Origin of the sequence: Rhodoferax sp. GW822-FHT02A01 (genome assembly GCF_038784515.1) — a bacterium.
Lineage (GTDB): Bacteria > Pseudomonadota > Gammaproteobacteria > Burkholderiales > Burkholderiaceae_C > Allorhodoferax.
This window is the reverse complement of record NZ_CP152376.1, coordinates 4884709-4905644: the sequence shown is the minus strand read 5'-3', so window position 1 is coordinate 4905644 and position 20936 is coordinate 4884709. Positions and strand designations below refer to the sequence as shown.

Annotated in this window: 23 protein-coding genes; 10 read left to right on the top strand and 13 right to left on the bottom strand. The window is 61.8% G+C overall.

What is annotated here, in order from left to right:
- Positions 1 to 13 precede the first annotated feature (13 nt).
- Genes AAGF34_RS23185 through AAGF34_RS23170 form a run of 4 tightly spaced genes read right to left on the bottom strand, consistent with a single transcriptional unit; the run spans position 14 to position 2940 of the window.
- The gene (locus tag AAGF34_RS23185; protein ID WP_342618065.1) at positions 14 to 328 is read right to left on the bottom strand and encodes a YkgJ family cysteine cluster protein; all 315 of its coding nucleotides are present in this window, start codon (positions 326 to 328) and stop codon (positions 14 to 16) included.
- The gene (locus AAGF34_RS23180) at positions 325 to 741 is read right to left on the bottom strand and encodes a VOC family protein (protein WP_342618064.1); all 417 of its coding nucleotides are present in this window, start codon (positions 739 to 741) and stop codon (positions 325 to 327) included. The genes AAGF34_RS23185 and AAGF34_RS23180 overlap by 4 nt, the downstream gene beginning before the upstream one ends.
- Before the next feature lie 10 nt (positions 742 to 751).
- Positions 752 to 1723 (bottom strand): ornithine carbamoyltransferase, encoded by a 972-nt coding sequence (gene argF, locus AAGF34_RS23175; RefSeq protein WP_342618063.1) that lies wholly within the window; start codon positions 1721 to 1723, stop codon positions 752 to 754.
- On the bottom strand, positions 1720 to 2940 hold the full coding sequence (locus AAGF34_RS23170; RefSeq protein ID WP_342618062.1) for an aspartate aminotransferase family protein: 1221 nt from the start codon (positions 2938 to 2940) through the stop codon (positions 1720 to 1722). The genes argF and AAGF34_RS23170 overlap by 4 nt, the downstream gene beginning before the upstream one ends.
- 227 nt (positions 2941 to 3167) lie before the next feature.
- Between AAGF34_RS23170 and AAGF34_RS23165 the strand changes: the two genes are divergently transcribed.
- Positions 3168 to 3482 carry a DUF3579 domain-containing protein gene (locus AAGF34_RS23165; RefSeq protein WP_342621167.1) on the top strand — a complete coding sequence of 105 codons (315 nt, stop codon included), beginning with the start codon at positions 3168 to 3170 and terminating at the stop codon, positions 3480 to 3482.
- A 208-nt stretch (positions 3483 to 3690) separates the two neighbouring features.
- On the opposite strand, the gene rpsT is transcribed toward AAGF34_RS23165, so the two are convergent.
- A complete protein-coding gene (gene rpsT / locus AAGF34_RS23160) occupies positions 3691 to 3990 on the bottom strand; it encodes a 30S ribosomal protein S20 (protein WP_105261031.1) in 300 nt (99 codons plus the stop codon).
- Between the two features lie 89 nt (positions 3991 to 4079).
- Here rpsT and murJ point away from each other — a divergent pair, with 89 nt between their 5' ends.
- The gene (murJ, locus tag AAGF34_RS23155) at positions 4080 to 5666 is read left to right on the top strand and encodes a murein biosynthesis integral membrane protein MurJ (RefSeq protein ID WP_342618061.1); all 1587 of its coding nucleotides are present in this window, start codon (positions 4080 to 4082) and stop codon (positions 5664 to 5666) included.
- Positions 5667 to 5697: 31 nt separating this feature from the next.
- The gene (locus AAGF34_RS23150) at positions 5698 to 6549 is read left to right on the top strand and encodes a tetratricopeptide repeat protein (protein ID WP_342618060.1); all 852 of its coding nucleotides are present in this window, start codon (positions 5698 to 5700) and stop codon (positions 6547 to 6549) included.
- Here AAGF34_RS23150 and AAGF34_RS23145 read toward each other — a convergent pair.
- The 4 genes from AAGF34_RS23145 to AAGF34_RS23130 all read right to left on the bottom strand — a co-directional run bounded on the left by AAGF34_RS23145 (position 6546) and on the right by AAGF34_RS23130 (position 9372).
- The gene (locus AAGF34_RS23145; protein ID WP_342618059.1) at positions 6546 to 7520 is read right to left on the bottom strand and encodes a helix-turn-helix domain-containing protein; all 975 of its coding nucleotides are present in this window, start codon (positions 7518 to 7520) and stop codon (positions 6546 to 6548) included. The genes AAGF34_RS23150 and AAGF34_RS23145 overlap by 4 nt on opposite strands.
- Before the next feature lie 2 nt (positions 7521 to 7522).
- Positions 7523 to 7783, bottom strand: a complete 261-nt coding sequence (locus tag AAGF34_RS23140) for a DUF1272 domain-containing protein (protein WP_342618058.1) — start codon at positions 7781 to 7783, stop codon at positions 7523 to 7525.
- Positions 7784 to 7809: 26 nt separating this feature from the next.
- On the bottom strand, positions 7810 to 8367 hold the full coding sequence (locus AAGF34_RS23135) for an isochorismatase family protein (protein ID WP_342618057.1): 558 nt from the start codon (positions 8365 to 8367) through the stop codon (positions 7810 to 7812).
- Positions 8368 to 8460: 93 nt separating this feature from the next.
- Positions 8461 to 9372, bottom strand: coding sequence for a LysR family transcriptional regulator (locus AAGF34_RS23130; protein WP_342618056.1), 912 nt, complete (start codon positions 9370 to 9372; stop codon positions 8461 to 8463).
- Between the two features lie 138 nt (positions 9373 to 9510).
- Here AAGF34_RS23130 and AAGF34_RS23125 point away from each other — a divergent pair, with 138 nt between their 5' ends.
- Positions 9511 to 10956 (top strand): MFS transporter, encoded by a 1446-nt coding sequence (locus AAGF34_RS23125; protein WP_342618055.1) that lies wholly within the window; start codon positions 9511 to 9513, stop codon positions 10954 to 10956.
- A gap of 16 nt (positions 10957 to 10972) precedes the next feature.
- Here AAGF34_RS23125 and purM read toward each other — a convergent pair whose 3' ends face one another.
- A complete protein-coding gene (gene purM / locus AAGF34_RS23120; protein ID WP_342618054.1) occupies positions 10973 to 12016 on the bottom strand; it encodes a phosphoribosylformylglycinamidine cyclo-ligase in 1044 nt (347 codons plus the stop codon).
- A gap of 81 nt (positions 12017 to 12097) precedes the next feature.
- Here purM and AAGF34_RS23115 point away from each other — a divergent pair, with 81 nt between their 5' ends.
- Genes AAGF34_RS23115 through AAGF34_RS23090 form a run of 6 tightly spaced genes read left to right on the top strand, consistent with a single transcriptional unit; the run spans position 12098 to position 17541 of the window.
- A complete protein-coding gene (locus AAGF34_RS23115; protein ID WP_342618053.1) occupies positions 12098 to 13180 on the top strand; it encodes an AI-2E family transporter in 1083 nt (360 codons plus the stop codon).
- 12 nt (positions 13181 to 13192) lie between these two features.
- A complete protein-coding gene (hda, locus tag AAGF34_RS23110; protein ID WP_342618052.1) occupies positions 13193 to 13879 on the top strand; it encodes a DnaA regulatory inactivator Hda in 687 nt (228 codons plus the stop codon).
- Entirely contained in the window at positions 13876 to 14553 is a 678-nt protein-coding gene (locus tag AAGF34_RS23105; protein WP_342618051.1) for an HAD family hydrolase, read from the top strand. The genes hda and AAGF34_RS23105 overlap by 4 nt, the downstream gene beginning before the upstream one ends.
- Positions 14554 to 14585: 32 nt before the next feature.
- Positions 14586 to 16184, top strand: coding sequence for a polynucleotide adenylyltransferase PcnB (gene pcnB / locus AAGF34_RS23100; protein ID WP_342618050.1), 1599 nt, complete (start codon positions 14586 to 14588; stop codon positions 16182 to 16184).
- An 8-nt stretch (positions 16185 to 16192) separates the two neighbouring features.
- The gene (gene folK / locus AAGF34_RS23095) at positions 16193 to 16657 is read left to right on the top strand and encodes a 2-amino-4-hydroxy-6-hydroxymethyldihydropteridine diphosphokinase (protein ID WP_342618049.1); all 465 of its coding nucleotides are present in this window, start codon (positions 16193 to 16195) and stop codon (positions 16655 to 16657) included.
- Positions 16654 to 17541, top strand: a complete 888-nt coding sequence (locus AAGF34_RS23090) for a LysR substrate-binding domain-containing protein (protein ID WP_342618048.1) — start codon at positions 16654 to 16656, stop codon at positions 17539 to 17541. The genes folK and AAGF34_RS23090 overlap by 4 nt, the downstream gene beginning before the upstream one ends.
- Here the strand turns inward: AAGF34_RS23090 and AAGF34_RS23085 are convergent.
- From AAGF34_RS23085 to AAGF34_RS23075, 3 genes are read right to left on the bottom strand one after another with little or no spacing between them, the layout of a single operon-like run.
- A complete protein-coding gene (locus AAGF34_RS23085; protein ID WP_342618047.1) occupies positions 17504 to 18409 on the bottom strand; it encodes an EamA family transporter in 906 nt (301 codons plus the stop codon). The genes AAGF34_RS23090 and AAGF34_RS23085 overlap by 38 nt on opposite strands.
- Positions 18410 to 18469: 60 nt before the next feature.
- Positions 18470 to 20089 (bottom strand): ABC transporter ATP-binding protein, encoded by a 1620-nt coding sequence (locus tag AAGF34_RS23080; protein ID WP_342618046.1) that lies wholly within the window; start codon positions 20087 to 20089, stop codon positions 18470 to 18472.
- A 13-nt stretch (positions 20090 to 20102) separates the two neighbouring features.
- Positions 20103 to 20936 carry an ABC transporter permease gene (locus tag AAGF34_RS23075; RefSeq protein ID WP_342618045.1) on the bottom strand — a complete coding sequence of 278 codons (834 nt, stop codon included), beginning with the start codon at positions 20934 to 20936 and terminating at the stop codon, positions 20103 to 20105.

The window sequence follows — 20936 nt, the reverse complement described above, 5'->3', positions numbered from 1 at the left end:
AAATAGTTTAGAACTAAAGTAAATCAGTCAAGGGAGGCAGGCCGCGCATGCGCCGTGCGCGCTGGCAGGCCTCACTGCCTTCCTCGAATTCGCGGCAGGGCGAGGGGCGCCATTCGTAGATGCCGCACAGGGCTTTTTCGCCCACCTTGCCACTGAGTGCGGCGCAGCGCGGGGGAGAATGATCGGTGCCGCGCATGCGCGCCAAGCTGGCGGTGACCTCCACCGCCAGGCCTTCGGGCACGCTGCCGCCCATGTCCTCACGTTCGTACACGGAAAAATCCACCCGGAAACTGGCGCAGCAGGCTCCGCAGGTGGTGCAGGCGCTCATGCAGGTGAGTGGCAGACGGCTTCGATGTTGTTGCCGTCCGGATCGATGACAAAGGCGCCGTAGTAATTGGGGTGATAGTCCAGCCGCAGTCCCGGTGCGCCGTTGTCACGCCCGCCGTTGGCCATGGCTGCCTGGTAGAAGGCATTGACCGCTGCGCGGTTGGGCGCAGACCAGCACAGATGGCAGCCGGTGGTGACGGGGTGACCGCCGTAAGGGGAGGGGCCGTCGGCAAACCAGGTATCGACCCGGTGCCCATGCGGTGTGTTGGCGTCGGGCGTGCCATAGCCCAGCATATTGCTGCCGCCGTAGTTGGCTTCCACCACCAGGGCGTAGCCCAGTGTGGCCAACGCGGGCGTGTAGAAGGCTTTGGTCCTGGCGATATCGCTCACGCGAAAGGTCATGTGGTCAATCATCGCCCGTCTCCTAGAGTTTGCCCAACAGCAGGTATTCCATCAGGGCCTTCTGCACATGCATGCGGTTTTCGGCCTCGTCCCAGACCACGCTTTGCGGGCCATCGATGACTTCGGCTTCCACCTCTTCGCCGCGGTGGGCGGGCAGGCAGTGCATGAAGAGCGCGTCGGGTGCAGCCACCGACATCATCTTGCGATCCACACACCAGGCTGCAAAGGCCTTGCGGCGCACTTCGTTCTCCGCCTCATAGCCCATGCTGGTCCAGACATCGGTGGTGACCAGGTTGGCTCCGGCACAGGCTTCCATCGGGTCGCTGTAGGTCTTGTAGCTGCCCGAGCCCATGGAGGCAGGGGCGGCGGCGGTGATTTCATTGACCTCGTAGCCGCTGGGCGTGCTTACGCGCAAATGGAAGCCCAGCAGGGCAGCGGCTTGGAGCCAGGTGTTGGCCATGTTGTTTCCGTCGCCCACCCAGGCCACCGTCTTGCCGGCAATCGGGCCACGGTGCTCGATGTAAGTGAAGATGTCCGCCAGGATCTGGCAGGGGTGGAACTCGTTGGTGAGACCGTTGATGACCGGCACGCGCGAGTGCGCTGCAAAGCGCTCGAGCTTGCTTTGTTCAAAGGTGCGGATCATCACGATGTCGGTCATGCGGCTGATGACCTTGGCGCTGTCTTCGATGGGCTCGGAGCGGCCCAGTTGGCTGTCGCCGGTGGTCAGGTGCACCACGCTGCCGCCGAGCTGGTACATGCCCGCCTCGAAGCTCACGCGGGTGCGGGTGGAGGCCTTCTCGAAAATCATGGCCAGGGTGCGGTCCACCAGGGGCTGGTGCCGCTGGAAGGTCTTGAACTTGGCCTTGATGAATGCGGCACGCTCCAGCAGGTACAAGGTTTCTTCGGTCGTGAAGTCGGTGAACTGCAGGTAGTGCCGTACGGGTGGTGCACCTTGCGGCAAGGTGCTGGGTACCACGGGCTTGTGTGTGCTCATGCTTCTTCTTTCAGAAAGGCTGCAATCAGCGGGCAAAGGATGGCGGCAATTTCATCCGCCTCGACCGTGCTCAGAATGAGTGAGGGCACCAGTCGCACCACGCTGTCGGCCGTGACGCTGATCAGCAGGCCGGCTTCCAGAGCGCGTTGGGTCAGAGGGCCGCAGGGCTTGGATAGGTCGACGCCCAGCATCAGGCCCTGGCCGCGCACTTCACGTACCGCACCGCTGGCCAGCTCGGCCGCCAGACCTTTTTGCAGCGCCGCCTTGAGGTGCGCGCCCACACGTTCGGCATTGGCCAGCAAACCTTCTTCTTCCATGATGCGAATGGTTTCCACCCCGGCGCGCATGGCCAATGGGTTGCCACCAAAGGTGCTGCCGTGGTTGCCTGGCTGGAAGATGGTGGCGGCCCTGGGGCCCACCACCACGGCGCCCACCGGAACGCCCGAACCCAGGCCCTTGGCCAGCGGCATGACATCGGGCTTGATGCCCGCCCATTGGTGCGCAAACCATTTGCCGGTGCGGCCCATGCCGCACTGCACTTCGTCAATCATCAGCAGCCAGTCGTTGGCGTCGCACAGTGCGCGCACATCACGCAGGTAGTCCATATGCATGGGATTGACGCCGCCTTCACCCTGAATGGCTTCCATGAACACGGCCACGACGTTGGGGTTGCCGGCGGTCGCAGCCTTGAGTGCTTCGATGCTGTTGACCGGCACGCGGATGAAACCTTCGACCAGCGGCCCAAAGCCCGCCTGCACCTTGGGGTTGCCGGTAGCGCTCAATGTGGCAATGGAGCGGCCATGGAAGGCTTTTTCGTAAACCACGATTTCGGGGCGTTCAATGCCTTTGTCGTGGCCGAACTTGCGCGCCAGCTTGAGCGCGGCTTCATTGGCTTCCAGGCCGGTGGAGCAGAAGAACACATTGGTCATGCCGGAGCGCTCTACCAGCAACTCGGCCAACTGCTCTTGCAAGGGGATGTGATAGTAGTTGGAAGTGTGGATCAGCTTGGTCACCTGATCCTGCAACGCAGCCACCAGCTTGGGGTGGTTGTGTCCCACGGTGTTGACCGCAATGCCGCCCAGGCCGTCCAGGTACTCTCGCCCTTGGGTGTCCCAGACGCGGCAGCCCTGGCCATGCGACAGGGCAACAGGCAGGCGGCCATAGGTGTTCATCACGTGCGGTGAACTGGGAACGGACGGGGACTTTTCGCTAGACATGCTTTCACTCCGGACTGGTAGAAAAAACTTCGGCCCAACGCAGGTTGGGCCGTTGAACGCTGATTTTAGGCGCATATGCACGTCACCTTCACGGCAACACAGGGCACCATCACGGTGCCTATTTTTTACCTGGCTGTTGTCAGAGGTGTGACAGATGAAAGGGTAGAATTCTTGTGCGCTGCAACACCTGTGTGCTCACGTACAAGCGCCAGCGCTTCATTACCGATATGGATTCCTCTTCCGCCAAAAAACTCTACATCCTGGGTGTGACCAACCAGGGCAAGACCTTCAGACCCAGCGACTGGGCTGAGCGTCTGGCCGGGGTGATGAGTCAGTTCCGACCCGGTGGAGCGCGGCCCGGTAGCCATATCGCTTATTCCCCCTGGTGCGTTCCCACCTCGATTGGCAACACCAAATGCGTCATCGTGCACAGCGAGCTGCGCGACCACAACGTGATGGCCTGGGACTTTTGCGTGCACTTCGCCCGTGACAATGATCTGCAGGTGAGCGAAACCCGTCCAGAGCCTCCCGAAAGGAAATAGCCCCCACGCTCGCCCACTGCGTGTGGCTTCCTGCCCCCCAAAGGGGGCCGCATTTGCCTTGGGGCGGCCCGGCGGCAAATTTCCGGCGTCAACCGGTCGCCCACAAAAAAGCCGCTCCGAGGAGCGGCTTTTTGCTTTTTTGCTTCGCTGACAGCGCACCCGTTACAAACGGCAGACCCCAGAAGGGTCCGTGCGAATGCCTAAGTGATTAGGCGGCGAGTGCCAAGGCTTTCACCTTGGTAGCCAGACGGCTCTTGTCGCGAGCTGCCTTGTTCTTGTGGAAGATGCCCTTGTCGGCCACGGTGTCCACCACGGCTTGCATCTTGGCAAACAGTTCACCGGCCTTGGTCTTGTCACCAGCCAGAACTGCCTTTTCCACATTCTTTACCGCGGTGCGGTATTTGGAACGCAGGGAGGTGTTCGCTGCGTTGATCTTGACGTCCTGACGGACGCGCTTACGGCCCGACGCCAGGCGCGGGTTCTTTTTCTTGGGTTTTCCAGATGCCATATAAGTAATTCCTTGTGTCTGAGGATGTTGTCAGCAAAGCCCGCGATTGTACCACCCAGTTACAACCCAGGCAAACCGGCTAAAGGGGCATGGGCGCTACACTCGGCCCGGTGAGCCTAATCAAATCTGCATCTACCGTATCCCTGCTGACGCTGGCATCCCGCATAACCGGCCTGGTTCGCGAACTGTTGGTGGCATCCACTTTCGGTGCCAGCGCCATGACCGACGCCTTCAACGTGGCGTTCCGCATCCCCAACCTGTTTCGCCGCCTGTTCGCCGAAGGCGCCTTCAGCCAGGCCTTTGTGCCGGTGCTGGCTGCCAGCAAGGCCCAGCACGGGGATGACGCAACAAGGCTGCTGATCAACCATGTGGCGACCTTGCTGGCCTGGACGCTGCTGCTGACTTGTGTGCTGGGCGTTCTGGCGGCTCCGGTGCTGGTGTGGCTGATGGCCAGCGGCTTGCAGCAAAACGCGCATGGATACGACACGGCGGTATTCATGACCCGCTTCATGTTCCCCTACATCGGGTTCATGTCGCTGGTGGCGCTGTCTTCCGGCGTGCTCAATACCTGGAAGCGCTTTGCCGTCTCAGCGGCAACGCCGGTGTTGCTCAATTTCTCCATGATTTCCGCCGCCTGGTGGCTGGCTCCTTGGTTCAAGACCAAGGGAATCGAACCGATTTACGCCATGGGCGTTGGCGTCATGATCGGGGGCGTGCTGCAATTGGCGGTACAGATCCCGGCGCTGCACAGGCTCAACCTGCTGCCGCGCATTGGCTTGACTTGGCAAAGCGTGAAGGTCTCCATAGCCGATCCCGGTACCCGGCGCATTGGCAAACTGATGATGCCTGCCTTGCTGGGTGTCAGCGTGGCGCAGATTTCCCTGCTCATCAACACCCAGATCGCTTCACACTTGCCTACTGGCAGCGTGAGCTGGCTGACCTATGCGGACCGGTTGATGGAGTTCCCCACGGCCATGTTGGGCGTGGCTCTGGGGGTAGTGCTGATGCCTCAATTGGCTGCAGCCAGGGCATCCGGTGACATGCAGCGCTATTCCGCCTTTCTGGATTGGGGGCTGCGCATCGTGGTGGTGTTGTCGGTTCCCTCGGCCATCGGGTTGCTGATTTTTGCCAAGCCGCTGGTGGCGGTCTTGTACCACTACGGCGCCTTTACCGCGGATGACGTGCAACAGACAACCCTGGCGCTGATGGGTTACGCCGCGGGCCTGCTGGGACTGGTGGCCATCAAGGTGCTGGCGCCAGGCTACTACGCCAGCCAGGACATCAAGACGCCGGTACGTATCGCCGTGGCCATTCTGGTGCTCACCCAGGTCATGAATGTGGTTTTGGTGCCTCTGTACCACGTTGCAGGCTTGTCCCTTTCCATTGGTCTTGCGGCTATGCTCAATGCGGGGCTGCTGTTGACGGGCTTGATCCGCCGCGGTACCTTTAAGCCGGAGCCCGGTTGGGGACGGTTTTTGTTGCAGGTGCTGGCTGGCAGTGCGCTGCTGGTGGTTTACCTGCTGTGGGCAGCCAACAGTGTGGACTGGATCGCGTTGCGAAGTGAAAGTTTCAAACGCATCGTATTGCTGGCAGCGACACTGGTGGGTGCGGTGCTGGTGTACCTGGGTGCGGTGTGGGCTGCAGGCTTGAATCCACGCCAGTTTTTGCGTCGGTAGCCAAGAAGGGGATGCAGAGGCAAACATGGTTATGAACCTTTCATACGATGTGCCATCGCCGTTGGATTACTTTGCCAATCTGGTGCAGAGCGACGCCAACTTTGCCCTTTTTGAGGCAGCTGTCAGTCTGGCGCAGGACGAATACCCGGAGCTGGACGTCCAGACCGTTCTGGGCGAGGTGGATCATCTGCTGGAGCGGCTGCGCAGGCGTTTGCCAGCGGACGCGGGCCAGCTGCACAAGTTGCGCATCCTCAACCATTTCTTCTTCCAGGACTTGCGCTTTGGCGGCAATGTCAACAACTACTACGATCCTGACAACAGCTTTGTCCATACGCTGCTGCGCACGCGCCGTGGCATTCCCATCTCCCTGGGGCTGCTGTGGATGGAGCTGGCGCAAGGGCTGGGCCTGTCCGTGCGGGGCGTGGGCTTTCCCGGCCATTTCATGGTGAAAATCAACCTGCCTTTGGGCCAAGCCGTGATTGACCCCATGACCGGGCAGTCGCTAAGCCGCGAACAGCTGGCTGAGCGGCTGGAACCGTTCCGCCAGCAGGATGAATCACTGGAGGACATGGACGTGCCGCTGGGTCTGTACCTGCAGAGCGCGCCGCCGCGCGACATCATTGCCCGCATGCTGCGTAACCTCAAGGAGATCTACCGCACCCAGGAGGACTGGCCGCGCATGCTGGCCGTGATGGAGCGGCTGATTGTGTTGCTGCCCGAGGCCTGGGCCGAGTACCGTGATCGCGGACTGGCTCACGCCGAAATGGGCAATACCGAGCAGGCGCTGGCTGACCTGGAGTGCTATCTGGTCAACACGGACGATCTGGTGGACGTCAACGCCATTGCCGACCGGGTCGACGAGCTACGGCGCGACGAAGGCTAAGCCTGGTGTTGTGACGGCGTGCCGTGCACGCCAAACTGGCGCCAGGCCCGGCGCAACTGGGTATCCGAGCCAAATCCGGCCATTTCTGCCGCCTGCGTGACATTGCGACCGCTGCGCAACGCACTCTGCGCCACTGCCAGACGTATCTGCCTGAGATAGGCCAGGGGGGCGACCTGCGCATGCTCCACAAACAAGCGGGTCAAATGCCGAGGTGAAGTGTGAGCAACTTGGGCCATGGCCTCCAGATTCCAATCGTTGGCCGGTGCACTGCCAATGGCGTCCTGCACCCGGTGCAGCGCGGGGTGCAGGTGGTTGCGATAGGACAGAAACGGCGACAGCTCAGGGTCTTGCGGCCCGCGCCGCATCGCCACCACCATGGTTTGCGCCACCTGCGCGGCAAGCGCCGGCCCGCACAGGGCGCCGATGCGATGCAGCACCAGGTCGATTCCGGTGGTGACACCTGCACTGCTGAAAACCGGTGCGTCCTCCACAAACACCCGGTTGCTCACCACTTGGCATGTGGGGGCAACGGACTGCAGCTCTTCCAGATGCTGGTGGTGTGTGGTGGCGCGTCGCCGGTTCAGCAGACCGGCATGCGCCGCCAGCACAGTGCCGGCACAGATGGCGAGAAGCTCCAGTGTGCCGTTTTGCAGCCTCAAGCCACTGAGCCATTCCAGAGCGCTGCGCATGGCTGGGCTTTCCACGTCAATGAAGGGGCCTGGCTGCCCCACCACGACCACCCAGGTCGGCAAGGGCAGGGTGGCAGGCAGTGGTTCCAGCCCGGCAATGGCAACGCCCACCGAGCTCATGGTCTGCGGCAACGGGCTGACATAGCGCAAACGAAATGGTTCCGCCTGGCCCTGGGCCAGCAGGATGTCGTTGGCAATGCGAAGCGCCTCTGCCGGACCGGCCCAATCCAGGATCAGGCTCTCGGGCAACAGCAGGAACACTACCTCGCGGGCCTGGGCCATGCTTACCTCGTTGCGCCCGCAAGACGCTCACGCAAGCCGGCCTGAAACACCCGCTGCGTTGACGCCGGGTTGTTGGCCAGTTTTGCCTCCGGTCGGCGTGGCCTTTGCAGCAGTTCGCCGCCGCAGTTGGGGCAGCCGCCATGCAGCAGCGTGTCCGCACATTCGGCGCAGAAAGTGCATTCGAAGGTACAGATGCGCGCCTGCTCGGAGCCTGGGCCCAGATCAGCGTCGCAGCATTCGCAGTTGGGTCGTAGTTCCAGCATGAGGGCTCCTTGGCTGTACGCAGCAATCAGGCCGAAGCTTCCAGCGCCTGCGCCACCGAGCACACGCGGGCGAAGCGGCCATCCAGAACGGTGGCGGTGCGAGCCTTGATGTCGGCGGCGCTCAGGGGCAGGCCATTGGGTTGGGTCATGTCAAAGGTCAGGGTGGCATCGAGCACGTAGTCGATCTCCCAACCCAGGTCGGAGGCATGGCGCGCCGTGGTTTCGCAGCACTGCTCGGTGCGGATTCCGCTGACGATGATTTTGCGGATATGGTTTTCGGTCAACCACACCTGCAGTCCGGTGCCCACCAGTGCGCTATGGCGACCCTTGGTAAATGTGGCGGCGGCAGAAAAGTCGGCCAGCCCCTGCACAGGACGGACAAAACCTGAGACCAGGGAAAACGGATTGGCTGCCTCTTCAGGTGGATCGCTGTGGAAGATGCGGATGACGGGAATGCCCTTTGCCACAGCACCGCTGATCAGCGCATTCTGTTCAGCAAGATAGGCGGCCGCCAGGGCTTCATTCCAGGACGGGCGCTGGCGAAAGGACTCTTGCGCATCGATCACTAAGAGACATGTATTCATGGTGTATTCCTTGGGGGTTGAGGTAGATAAGCCATAATTCTCCTAGGAGACATCAGGTGGCGCCACGCGCAGACCGACACGTATCGTACATTTTCAGACATCCGGTTGGAGAGAATCCCCGGCGCATACTTCACGCACGCAAGCGCGCAGCCACTGATGCGCGGGGTCGGCGTGCATGCGGGGATGCCAGAGCAGGGACACCGTTATTTCCGGAGTGGAAACCGGCAGCGCGAAACTGTGCATGCCGTCACGCAGATTGCCGGTATGCCGTTCGGGTACGCTGGCAATCAGGTCCGATGCGCGCGCCAGCGCCAGGGCGGTTGCAAAGCCGCCCACCACCGTGACGATATCTCTCTTCACCCCTTGGGCATTCAAGGCTTCGTCCAGTGCACCCTTGTCCAACCCCAGGCGCGACACCAGTACATGCTTGCCGGATGCATAGCGTTGGGGAGTCATCTCGCCTTCCCCCAAGGGATGACCACTGCGCACCACACCGACGAAGCGGTCGCGAAACAGTGCCTGGGTACGCAGCTCCGGGCTTGCAGCCTGGCCGACCACACCAGTCTCCAGGTCCACGCTGCCATCGCGCAACAAATGGCTTTCCTTGTTGAACTTGGGCAGAAAGTGCAGCCGCACCTGCGGCGCGTCAGTCGCCACGCGCTCGATGAGGGCGGGACCGAAGTTCTCCACAAAGCCTTCGCTGGTTCGGATGGTGAAGGTTCTGGCCAGCTGCCGGAGTTTGGGTTTCTGAGCCGGGCGCAATGCCGCTTGGGCCTGCTGTACCAGGGGACCGATGCTGTCGCGCAGCTCCAATGCCCGGGGTGTGGGTACCAGCCCGCGCCCGGCGCGAACCAACAAGGGATCGCCGGTGGACTCCCTCAGTCTGGCCAAAGCCCGGCTCATGGCGGACGGGCTCAAATGCAGGCGCTTGGCTGCCTGGGCCACATTGCACTCGGACAGCAAGACGTCCAGGGTCAGGAGTTGGTTGAGATCGGGGCGGACCATGGCCAGACCATAGCATGTTTGCGTACGAGGTGGCGTTTGATGCAGGTATACATTGCAAATGCTGCGTCTTCCGCCATGTCACTCAAAAACATAAGCTTCCTTCAACGCCTCTTCCCGGGGCAAACAAAGGAATCCATCATGTTGAAAATCGACCCGTTGAAGCAAGCCACGCCGTTGCGCGAAACGGCTGCGCTACAGACTTCACCTTGGGGCTGGGCAATCGGCAGCCTGTCACTTTCCATCCTGTTGTCGTCCATGGGGACCAGCATTGCCAATGTGGGGCTGCCGGCACTGGCGCAAGCCTTTGGCGCCCCGTTTCAGGCGGTTCAATGGGTGGTGATCGCCTATTTGCTGGCCATCACCACGTTGATTGTCAGTGTGGGCCGTCTGGGGGACCTTGTGGGTCGCAAGCGTCTGCTGCTGGCAGGCATCGCACTGTTCACGCTGGCGTCGGTGGTGTGCGGTATATCTCCCTGGCTCTGGTTGCTGATAGCCGCAAGGGCGTTGCAGGGTCTAGGTGCGGCGGTCATGATGGCGCTGACCATGGCCTTTGTGGGGCAGACGGTGCCCAAGGCCAAGACCGGCAGCGCCATGGGCTTGCTGGCCACCATGTCCGCCATCGGTACGGCGTTGGGTCCGTCGCTGGGTGGCGCATTGGTGTCCGAATTCGGTTGGCCAGCGCTGTTTCTGATCAATGTTCCAATGGGCATCCTGACCTTTGTGTTGGCCTGGCGCCATCTGCCCATGGACCGGCGCGCATTGGCCCATTTGCCACCGGGATTCGACCACCTGGGTGCGTTTCTACTGGCCCTGACCCTGGCCGCCTATGCGCTGGCCATGACGACCGGGCGCAGCCATTGGGAGGCGCTCAACTATGCCCTGCTGGGAGCCGCCACCCTGGGAGTCGGTGCGTTTGTGTGGGTGCAGGCGACGGCCGGATCTCCTCTGATCCATTTGGCCTTGTTTCGCAACAGGGCGTTGTGCGCCAGCCTGGCCATGAATGCGCTGGTGTCCACGGTGATGATGGCAACGCTGGTTGTCGGGCCGTTCTATCTGGCGCGCGGTCTGGGTCTGGCCACTTCGATGGTGGGTGCCGTCATGTCGGTGGGACCGCTGATTTCCGTATTTGGTGGAGTCGTGTCCGGGCGCATGGTGGACCGCTGGGGCACTTCGCGCATCACCCTGGCCGGTCTGGTGGCAATGACGCTAGGTGCCTTGGCGCTGTGCAACATCCCGGCCGCTCTGGGCATTGCGGGTTACGTCACGGGTATTGCCATCCTGACGCCCGGTTACCAGCTCTTCCAGTCGGCCAACAATACGGCGGTCATGGTGGATGTGCAGGCGGATCAGCGCGGGCTGATTTCGGGCTTGCTGACCCTGTCACGCAATCTGGGTTTGGTTACCGGCGCATCCGTCATGGGGGCGGTGTTTGCGTTTGCGGCACAGACCGCAGATATCTCCACAGCAGCTCCGCAATCCATTGCGCGCGGCATGCACTTCACGTTTGCCATGGCGGCGGTGTTGACAAGCATGGCCCTTGCACTGGCCATGGCGGCATACCGCACCGCCAGGATTGGCCGCTAACGAATCGGAATGTGCTTCAGGCAACCACGACGGCGGCGGTGTCACCGCGCGCAGCGATGCTGCCAATGGTGTAAACGGTCTCACCTGCGGCACGCAGAGTGGCAGCACAGGCCTCGGCCTGGGCGGCATCGATGACCACCACCATGCCGATACCGTTGTTGAAGGTGCGGTTCATCTCGATGTCGTCGATGCCGGCGGTCTTCTGCAGCCAGGCAAACAGCTCGGTCTGGGGCCAGCTGCCTTTTTTCAGATGGGCAGCGGTTCCTTCTGGCAGCACGCGGGGAATGTTTTCCAGCAGACCACCACCCGTGATATGGGCCAGGGCCTTGATCGGGTGGGCGGCCAATGCCGTGAGCACATTCTTCACATACAGGCGGGTAGGCTCCATCAGCGCTTGCTTGAAGGGTTTGCCATCCAGCGTGGCTGGGGCGTTGCTGCCGGCGCGCTCAATGCACTTGCGCACCAGGCTAAAGCCGTTGGAGTGCACGCCGCTGCTGGCCAGGCCCAACACCACGTCACCCGGCTTGACGTCGGCTCCGGTCAGGATCTTGGACTTTTCGACGGCGCCCACAGCAAAACCGGCCAGATCGTATTCACCGGCGGGGTACATGCCCGGCATTTCGGCCGTTTCACCACCAATCAGCGCGCAACCGGAGAGTTCGCAACCCTTGGCAATGCCGCCGACCACGGCAGCCGCCGTGTCCACGTCCAGCTTGCCGCAGGCAAAGTAGTCCAGAAAAAACAGCGGCTCGGCACCTTGCACCAGCACGTCGTTCACGCTCATGGCCACCAGATCGATGCCCACGGTGTCGTGCATATTCCATTCAAACGCCAGCTTGAGCTTGGTGCCCACGCCGTCGGTGCCGCTCACCAGCACGGGTTCCTTGTAGCGCTTGGGCACTTCAAACAGGGCGCCAAAACCTCCAATACCAGCCAGCACGCCCTCGCGCATGGTTTTCTTGGCCAGGGGTTTGATACGCTCAACCAGGGCGTCACCTGCGTCAATGTCGACACCGGCGTCTTTATAGGAGAGGGGAGTGGAGGAGTTGGATTGGGTCATGAAAAGGTACTTGGGGCTTAGGCTTCATCAAGCCCGATAGAATTTGCCTTGATTTTAAGGGTTCCCACCTCCCCCTCCTGTATGCAATTCACCCCCACCCAAAAAAGTATCGCCGCATGGGGCGCAATTGCAGCCGTGTTTGTCCTCGCTTTGTGGCTGCTGGCGCCGGTGCTGGCGCCCTTTGTGGTGGCCGCTGTGCTGGCCTACGCCCTCACGCCTTTGGTGGATGGGGTGGATCGCCTGGGGCGCGGCCGCATTCCGCGTGCGCTGCTGGTCATGCTGGTGGAGTTGCTGTTTGTAGTGGCCTTGACCGCCATCGTCTTACTGATTGTTCCCATCCTGGCCAAGGAATTGCCGCAGATGCGGGACCAATTGCCCTTGCTGCTGCAGAAGGTCAGCGCGCTGCTGCAGCCGCTGCTCACCCAATGGGGCTTTCAGGTCGCCCTGGACATGGAAAGTGTCAAGAGCTTCGTCAAGACCTATCTGGATACCAATTTCCAGGACGCCATGGGCTCGGTGTTGTCTTCGCTGAAGATCGGCGGGAGCGTGGCTTTTTCCCTGGTGGGCAACCTGGTGCTGATTCCGGTGGCCCTGTTTTACCTGTTGATGGAGTGGGAGAAGTTGGTCGGTCTGGTGCGCCAGCTCATTCCTCCCAAGTTGCGCCCGCCCACGGATGCATTTGTACGGGATGCGGATGCGGTACTGGGCCAATACCTGCGTGGGCAGCTGCTGGTCATGCTGCTACTGGCGGTGTATTACAGCCTGGGACTCAAGCTCTTTGGGCTGGATCTGGCGCTGCCCATCGGCGTGTTTACCGGGCTGGCGGTATTTGTGCCTTACCTCGGGTTTGGCCTTGGGCTGTTGCTGGCCAGTTTTGCCGGAGTGTTGCAGTTCTCTGCAGAGGCCGGCCTTATGCACACGGCCATCATGCTGGTTGTGGTGTTTGGCGCCGGGCAGGTGCTGGAAAGCTTTGTGCTCACGCCCCGGCTGGTGGGCCAACGCATTGGTTTGCACCCGCTGGCGGTGATTTTTTCCTTGCTGGCGTTTGGCCAGTTGTTTGGTTTTCTGGGTGTACTGGTTGCCTTGCCGGTCAGCGCCGTGCTGCTGGTTGCCATCCGCCGCATTCAAACCGGTTATCTGGCCAGCCATTTGTATCGGGGCTAGCGCACAGCGTTCATGAAACAGATTGCTCTCGACATCGGCCTGTCCACCGGCCCCACGGTGGCCAATTTTTTCGCCGGCCCCAATGCCGCCGCGCTGCAGCACTTGACGCTGTGGCTGGGAGATAAGGCTAACGCCGCCACGCGCTCGCCTGTTCCAACTTATTTTTGGGGCCCCAGCGGCAGCGGCAAGAGCCATTTGCTCAAGGCCGCACGCGAAGGCTTGCGTGAGCAGGGCGCACGTGTGGGCTGGCTGGATGCCAGCGTTCACGAAGCGCCGGAATACTCCGAAGGCTGGGCAGCCATCCTGATGGATGATGTGCACCTGTACACCGCTGCACAGCAGCAGATGGCCTTCAACTGGTTTGTGCATGCGCAAACCCTGCAGCGCCCGGTCATGGCTGCTGGTGATACCGTGCCGGCGGAACTCCAATTGCGCGACGATTTGCGGACCCGGCTGGGTTGGGGTCACATATTTGGTCTGCAGCTGCTGACCGAACCGGAGCGCCGTGCCGTGCTGCGTCAGGCAGCGGATGCGCGCGGTGTGTTTCTGGGCGACGAGGTGATGGATTTCATGCTCACCCGTTTTTCGCGCGACCTCGGCAGCCTGATGGAGTTGCTGGAGCTGCTGGACGGCTACAGCCTGCAGACCAAGCGTGCCATCACCATCCCCTTGATTAAATCCATGTTGGAGAACCAATGACCTTGAAGAAGCTGGCCCTGTTTGATCTGGACCACACCCTGATTCCCTTTGACTCGGACTACAGCTGGGGCGAATTCACGCTGGGGCTGGGCTGGAATGATGCGCAGGATTTCAAACGCATGAACGACGCGTTCTATGCGCAGTACAAGGCGGGCACTTTGGATATCCATGCCTATTGCCGTTTTGCCACGGCCGCGGTGTGTCGCCAGGGGCCGGAAAGGTCCAAGGCAGCCCATGCCCAGTACATGGAGAAAGTGGTGCTGCCCGGCATCCGCCCCTGCGCGCGCGAACTGGTGCGCCAGCATCAGGACGCCGGTGACACGGTGGTCATCATCACGGCCACCAATGAGTTCGTGACCCGCCCCATCGCACAGGCGTTTGGCGTGAAAGACCTGCTGGCCATCGAACTGGAAGTGGACAGCGCCACTGGCTGGTATACCGGAGAAATCCGGGGCGTACCCTCCTTCCGTGAGGGCAAGGTGACCCGCACCGAAGCCTGGATGAAGGAGCATGGACTGAGCTGGGACACGGTACACGTCACCTTTTACTCCGACTCCATCAACGACGTGCCCCTGCTGGAGAGGGCCAATGTGGCAATTGCCACCAATCCGGACGATCGCCTGCGGGTGCTGGCTACAGAGCGGCAATGGCGCATACTCGACCTGTTTGCCTGAAAGTTGGCAGACTTTAGTTAGGAATAAACGACTTGATCAAGAAATTCATCGACAAACTGCTGGGAAAGGCTGGCGTCACCTCGCGTGCAACCGGCCCCAAGTTTGGCAAGCGGGTGGAAGTGCCGGCAGCGACCCATGGCATCGATCCCACACTGGTAGACGAACGTGCCATCAATGTGGTGCGTACGCTCAAGGGTGCCGGCTTTGAGGCCTATATTGTGGGCGGGGCCGTGCGCGACCTGCTGCTGGGCCTGCGTCCCAAGGATTTTGACGTGGCCACCAATGCCACGCCAGAGCAGGTCAAGGGGCTGTTTCGCCGTGCCTTCATCATCGGGCGGCGCTTTCGCATCGTGCACGTGGTGTACGGTCGTGGCCGCGAGAATGAGGTGATTGAAGTCTCTACCTTCCGTGCCTACCTCGACAACGCCGCTGCCGAGCAGGTGGCCGGCAACGAGAAGACCAGCAAGAGCGAATTGGCCAGCATGAAGCATGCCGTGGACTCCAGCGGCCGGGTGTTGCGCGACAACGTCTGGGGTCCGCAGGAGGAAGACGCGGTGCGCCGTGACTTCACCATCAACGCAATGTATTACGACCCCGAGACGCAAATCGTGGTCGATTACCACCATGGCCTGAAGGACGCCAAGAACCGCACCCTGCGCATGATCGGTGACGCCACGGCCCGCTACCGCGAGGACCCGGTACGTATCATCCGCGCCGTTCGGTTTGCGGCCAAGCTCAATGGCCTGGGCTTCAAGCTGGAGCCCAAGACGGCCGCTCCGCTGATCAAGTCGCAAGCCTTGCTGGCCGACGTGCCGCAAAGCCGCCTGTTTGATGAAATGCTCAAGCTGCTGCAGACCGGCCACGCGCTGGCATCGGTCGAGCAGCTCAAGACACTGGGCATGGCCACGGGCATCTATCCGTTGCTGGACGTGGTGGTCGAGCGCTCGGCTCAACCCTTTGTCAATGCGGCCCTGAAAGATACCGACCGCCGCGTGGGTGAGGGCAAACCGGTGGCACCCAGCTTCTTGCTGGCCTGCGTGCTGTGGGCCGATGTGCGTGACGGCTGGGCCCGTCGTATCGCCGACAAGCAGCACAGCCACCCGGCATTGCAGGATGCCATTGAAGACGTGTTCAATGCCCGTATTGGTGACGTCTCCGGACGCGGCAAGCTGGCAGGTGACATGCGCGAGATCTGGCTGATGCAGCCGCGTTTTGACAAACGCGTGGGCAGTACCCCGTTTGGCATGGTGGAGCAGCCGCGCTTCCGTGCGGCATTTGACTTCATGCGGCTGCGTGCGGATGCGGGCGAGATTGATGAAGTGCTGGCCGACTGGTGGCAGGAATTCAGCATGGCTGACGACAACCTGCGTCAGGACATGATTGACCAAGTACGGGCCGAGCAACAGCAACGCCCCAAGGCACCCCGTGTGCACCGTGCGCCCGCACCGGCGCGCGATAAGCCCAGGCAAGATACCACGGGCCCGGCGGATGCTTCTTCTGCAGAACATTCTGATGCGCCAGGTGATTCCGCTGAAGGCGGCAGTGCGCCACGCAAGCGTCGCCGTCGTCGTCGCCCCAGCGGGGACCGCGGTGCAGGAGGTGCGCCGCAGACGGGCGGAGCCGACGTTTGAGCGTGGAAATGGCTGAGCCGGTTGTTGCCTACATCGGATTGGGCGCCAATCTGGGTGACCCGCGCGGTGCCGTGCTGTCAGCCATGCAAGCCATCGCCGATCTGGACGGTGTAGTCATCACACGCAAGTCTTCTCTGTACGGGAGCGCACCGGTGGATGCCGGTGGTGGTGACTACGTAAACGCCGTGGTGGAAGTGCAGACCTGGCTCACCCCTCATGACCTGCTGGCAAGGCTGCACGATATTGAGCAGGTGGCCGGACGCGCCAGGCCCTACCGCAACGCGCCGCGCACGCTGGATCTGGACATCTTGCTCTTTGGTGAACGAACCCTGGACGATGGGCAACTGACCGTTCCCCACCCCCGCATGTGGCAACGCGCCTTTGTGTTGCGCCCGCTGGCAGAAATTGCTCCTGCGCTGGTGACCCAGGACCAACTGCAGGCCGTGGCGGATCAGCCGATCTGGGCTCTATGAAGCGTCTGCCACCGCTCAACGCGCTCAAGGCCTTTGCGGTGGCCGCCCGCGAGGGAAGCTTCACCCAGGCGGGTGAAGTGCTGCACGTGACCCAGGGAGCGATCAGCCGACAGGTCAAACAACTGGAAACGGCATTGGGTACGCCCTTGTTCGTACGTGTGCATCAGGCCGTGGAACTCACCCCGGCAGGCAAGGAACTGGCGCACACCCTGCAGCGGCTTTTCAGCGAAATGGAAGCGGCTGTGTACAAGGCCTCTGGCAAACACCGGCCACAAATGCTGTCGGTCAATGTGCCCCCCACGTTTGCCACGCGCTGGCTGGCGCCTCGGCTTTCCGATTTCCGGGCGCGTTACCCCCATATTGACCTGTCCATCAAGACCGACCCCATTGCCACGGTGCGTGAGGCACGCTCGCTGGACTGCCTGATCGTCTACGCAGAGCAACCCTGGCCCAGAGTAGTGTGCGAGCCGGTGATGAAGGAGCGGCACATCATGGTCAGTGCACCATCGCTGTGGAACGAGGGGCACCCCCCCGCGATTCCTGGCGCCACGATGTTGCATGTGCTCGATGGCGGTAGCCGTCTGCCTGTGTGGGAGCGCTGGATTGCCGAACACGGGCCACGTGCACTGGATGTGCGCCCTGGCCTGACTTTCAGTACCCTGGACCAGGCCATCAACGCCGCCATTGCCGGTGCCGGTGTGGTCATCGTGGACGAGGCCATGGTGGTGCGGGAGTTGCAGTCCGGTGAGCTGGTGCGTCACAACCCGCTGTACGTGGAAGGTCCGTTCGCCTACTGGTTTGTATTGCCGCAAAACCAGGCGCCAACGCCCGCGCGCGTGAGCGACTTCAGGGATTGGCTGATGGGTCGCGTGGCACAGGATTGACGGCGGCAGCTGTGGCACCGCGTCCACTGCTGAGCACGTTGACCAGCACGGCCAGCACGATTACTGCTCCACCGATCAGGCTTTGCTGCGCGACCTTTTCGCCAAAGAGGGCGTAGACCCAGAGCGGTGCCAGCGGGATTTCTATCATGCAAACCAGTGATGCCAACACGGCCTTGGTACGCCGCACACCCAGCAGGTACAGGCCAAAACCCACGCCCACATTCAGTACGCCGTAGAGCCAGAGCCAAGCCAGATCCTGCGTGCTGGTATTGGCAAAGGTGGAGAAGGGCGCCATGGCTAGCGCCGCCAGAAAAGTGCCCATGTAGGTGACCTTGATCATCTGCGCCTGCGGATGGCGCTTGATGCCCACGGTGATCAGCGCAAACAGCAAGGTTGCCAACAAACTCAGTGCCGATCCCAGCAGGCTGTGCATGGAAGACTGGCCCCACACGATCAATCCCATACCAGCCACCACGGTCAACGTGCACAGCAGGTCCACGGTGCGCACCCGGGTGCGCAGAACGAGGGCGGAAAGCAGCAGTGTGATGACGGGAAAAGCGCTGTAGATGAACACCACGTCGGCAACAGGCGCGAAGAAGAACGCAGCGATGAAACACACCATGGCACCTGAACTCAGCAGCGACATCCACAGCTCTGCCCGGGTCAGTCGCCAGAGGGCGGACAGGCCATCCCTTTTGCCCAACAGCATCTGGATGGCCAGCACCGAACTGCCACCGAGCAGGGAGCGCCAGAACAGGGTGGTGAACACGTCCGTGCTGACCATCCGCGGAAACAGCCCGGCGGTGCTCCACGACAGCGCCGCCAGCGCAATCAGTGCAACCCCCGCCCAGCGGGTGACGAAGGTCATGGTTGGCGAAAGGCAGTGCGCCGCATCTGCGGCACTGGCCGCAGCACTGCGCACGGCATGTCAGGCCGCAGCCTGTGAGCGGTGGGCCAATACCTCGTCCAGCCAATCGACGCGCATCTCTGGCACGGCGGTGATGAGCTTCTGGGTATAGGGGTGCTCGGGGTTGTCGAAGATCTTGTCGGTGGCATCAAAGGCAACAAACTTGCCTTGCAGCATCACGGCCGTACGGTGGGCGATGCGGTGCACCACGTCCAGATCGTGGGTGATGAGGATGTAGGACAGTCCCAGTTCACGCTGCAGCTTGCGCAGCAAGGTGAGAATTTCTTCCGCCACCAGAGGGTCCAGTGCCGAGGTCGGCTCGTCCAGAATGATCATGTCGGGCCGCGCCGCCAAGGCACGTGCAATGCACACGCGCTGCTTCTGGCCACCGGAAAGCTGCCCCGGCCTGCGTGAGAGAAACTCCACCGGCAGCTCGACCAGATTGATCAGTTCCTTGGCGCGCTGTTCCACTTCCTTGCGGCCGGAGCCGAAATAGAACTGCACCGGCCGTCCAATGATTTCCATCAGGCTCTGGCGCGGATTGATGGCCACGTCGGGAATCTGATAGACCAGCTGGATGCGTCGCTTGAGCTCCTTGCTGCGCTCTTTCAGGCTGCGGGGTAGGGTTTTGCCCTGGAAAATGATCTCGCCGCTCTTGGGCGGTAGCAGTCCGGTGACAACGCGGGCCAATGTGGACTTGCCCGAGCCGGATTCGCCAACCACGGCCACCGTTTCACCGCGCTTCACGTCCAGCGTAACGCCTTTGACCACATGGAAGGCACCGTAGTAGGCGTGGCAATCGTTGATGGACAGAACGGTTTCCTCTGCCTTGACCGTGTCTGGGGCAGCGCGTTCGCTGGCCGCGGCACCGCGCACCTTCACCAGGCGTGCCGTGTAGTCCTGCTTGGCATCGTGCAGGATTTGTGCAGTCAGGCCTTCTTCGACTTCCTTGCCATGGCGCAGCACCTTGATGCGGTCCGCCACCTGGGCCACCACGGCCAGATCGTGGGTGATGTAGATCGCCGCCGTCTTGTACTGGTGAATCAGCGACTTGAGCAGAATCAGCACTTCGATCTGGGTGGTTACGTCCAGTGCAGTCGTGGGCTCGTCCAGGATCAGCACGTCGGGTCGGCAAGACATGGCCATTGCCGCCATGGCGCGCTGCAGTTGGCCGCCGGAAGCCTGGTGCGGATAGCGGGCACCGAAATTCTCGGGATCCGGCAGGTCCAGCGCCTTGAAGAGTTGGCGAGCCCAGGCTTCCGCTTCGCTGCGCGACATCAGCTTGTGGATGGTGGGCGCTTCACAGACCTGGTCCATCAGCGTGTGGGCCGGGTTGAAGGCGGCGGTAGCGCTCTGTGCGATGTAGGCAATGCGCTTGCCCCGCACACCACGCCGGCCGTCGGCATTGAGCGCGCGGATATTGGTGCCGCCCAGAATGATTTCGCCGCCAGCAATATGCACACCGGCACGGGCATAGCACATGCTGGACAGGCCAATGGTGGATTTGCCGGCGCCGCTCTCGCCGATCAGGCCCAAGACTTCGCCCTTGTTGACCTTGACGTCCACGTTGTCCACGATGACGCTGCCGGAGATGCTCTCCAGCCGCAGGCCCTTGATTTCAAGAATCAGTTGATCGCTCATGTCCAGGTGTTCCTTAGAGTTCGGCTTGCGCGCCTGAGGGGCGTGCATCGATGGACAGCATCCAGTCCACCACCAGGTTCACCGACACGGTGAGCAGGGCAATGGCCGTGGCGGGGTAGATGGGGGCCATCATTCCGAAGTTGATGGCCGCGGCGTTCTCGCGCACCATGCCGCCCAGGTCGGCGTAGGGCGGTTGAATGCCAAGGCCCAGAAAGGACAGGCCGGCAATGAACAGGAAGTTGAAGCAGAAGCGCAGGCCGAATTCGGAGATCAGCGGCGCCCAGGCGTTGGGCAGGATCTCGCGGCGGATGATCCACCACAGGCCTTCACCACGTAGGCGCGCAGCCTCCACGTACTCCATCACGGTCAGGTTCATGCCCAGCGCACGCGCCAGCCGGAACACCCGGGTGGAGTCCAGCACCGCGATGGTCATGATCAGCACCGGGATGCTGGAGCCGAACACGCCCAGAATGATCAGCGCAAAGATCAGGCCGGGAATGGACAACATCACATCGACCAGACGGCTGAAGAAGATGTCGACCCAGCCGCCCATGACGGCGCTGACAAAGCCCAGCACGATGCCGATCAGGAAGGACAGCAAGGTGATGGCCAGCGCCACACCAATGGTCATGCGGGCGCCGTACATGATGCGGGTGAGCATGTCGCGGCCGATCTGGTCTGCACCCAGCAGCATGGCGCGCGAGGGTTCATCCCAGGTACCGCCGACATTGGCGGACTGACCGTAGGGGGCCAGCCAGGGTGTGAAGATGGATACGAAAATGAAGATGGCCACCACGGTCAAGCCGAACCAGGCAGACAAGGTGGGTTTGTGTCCAAAGACTTTCAT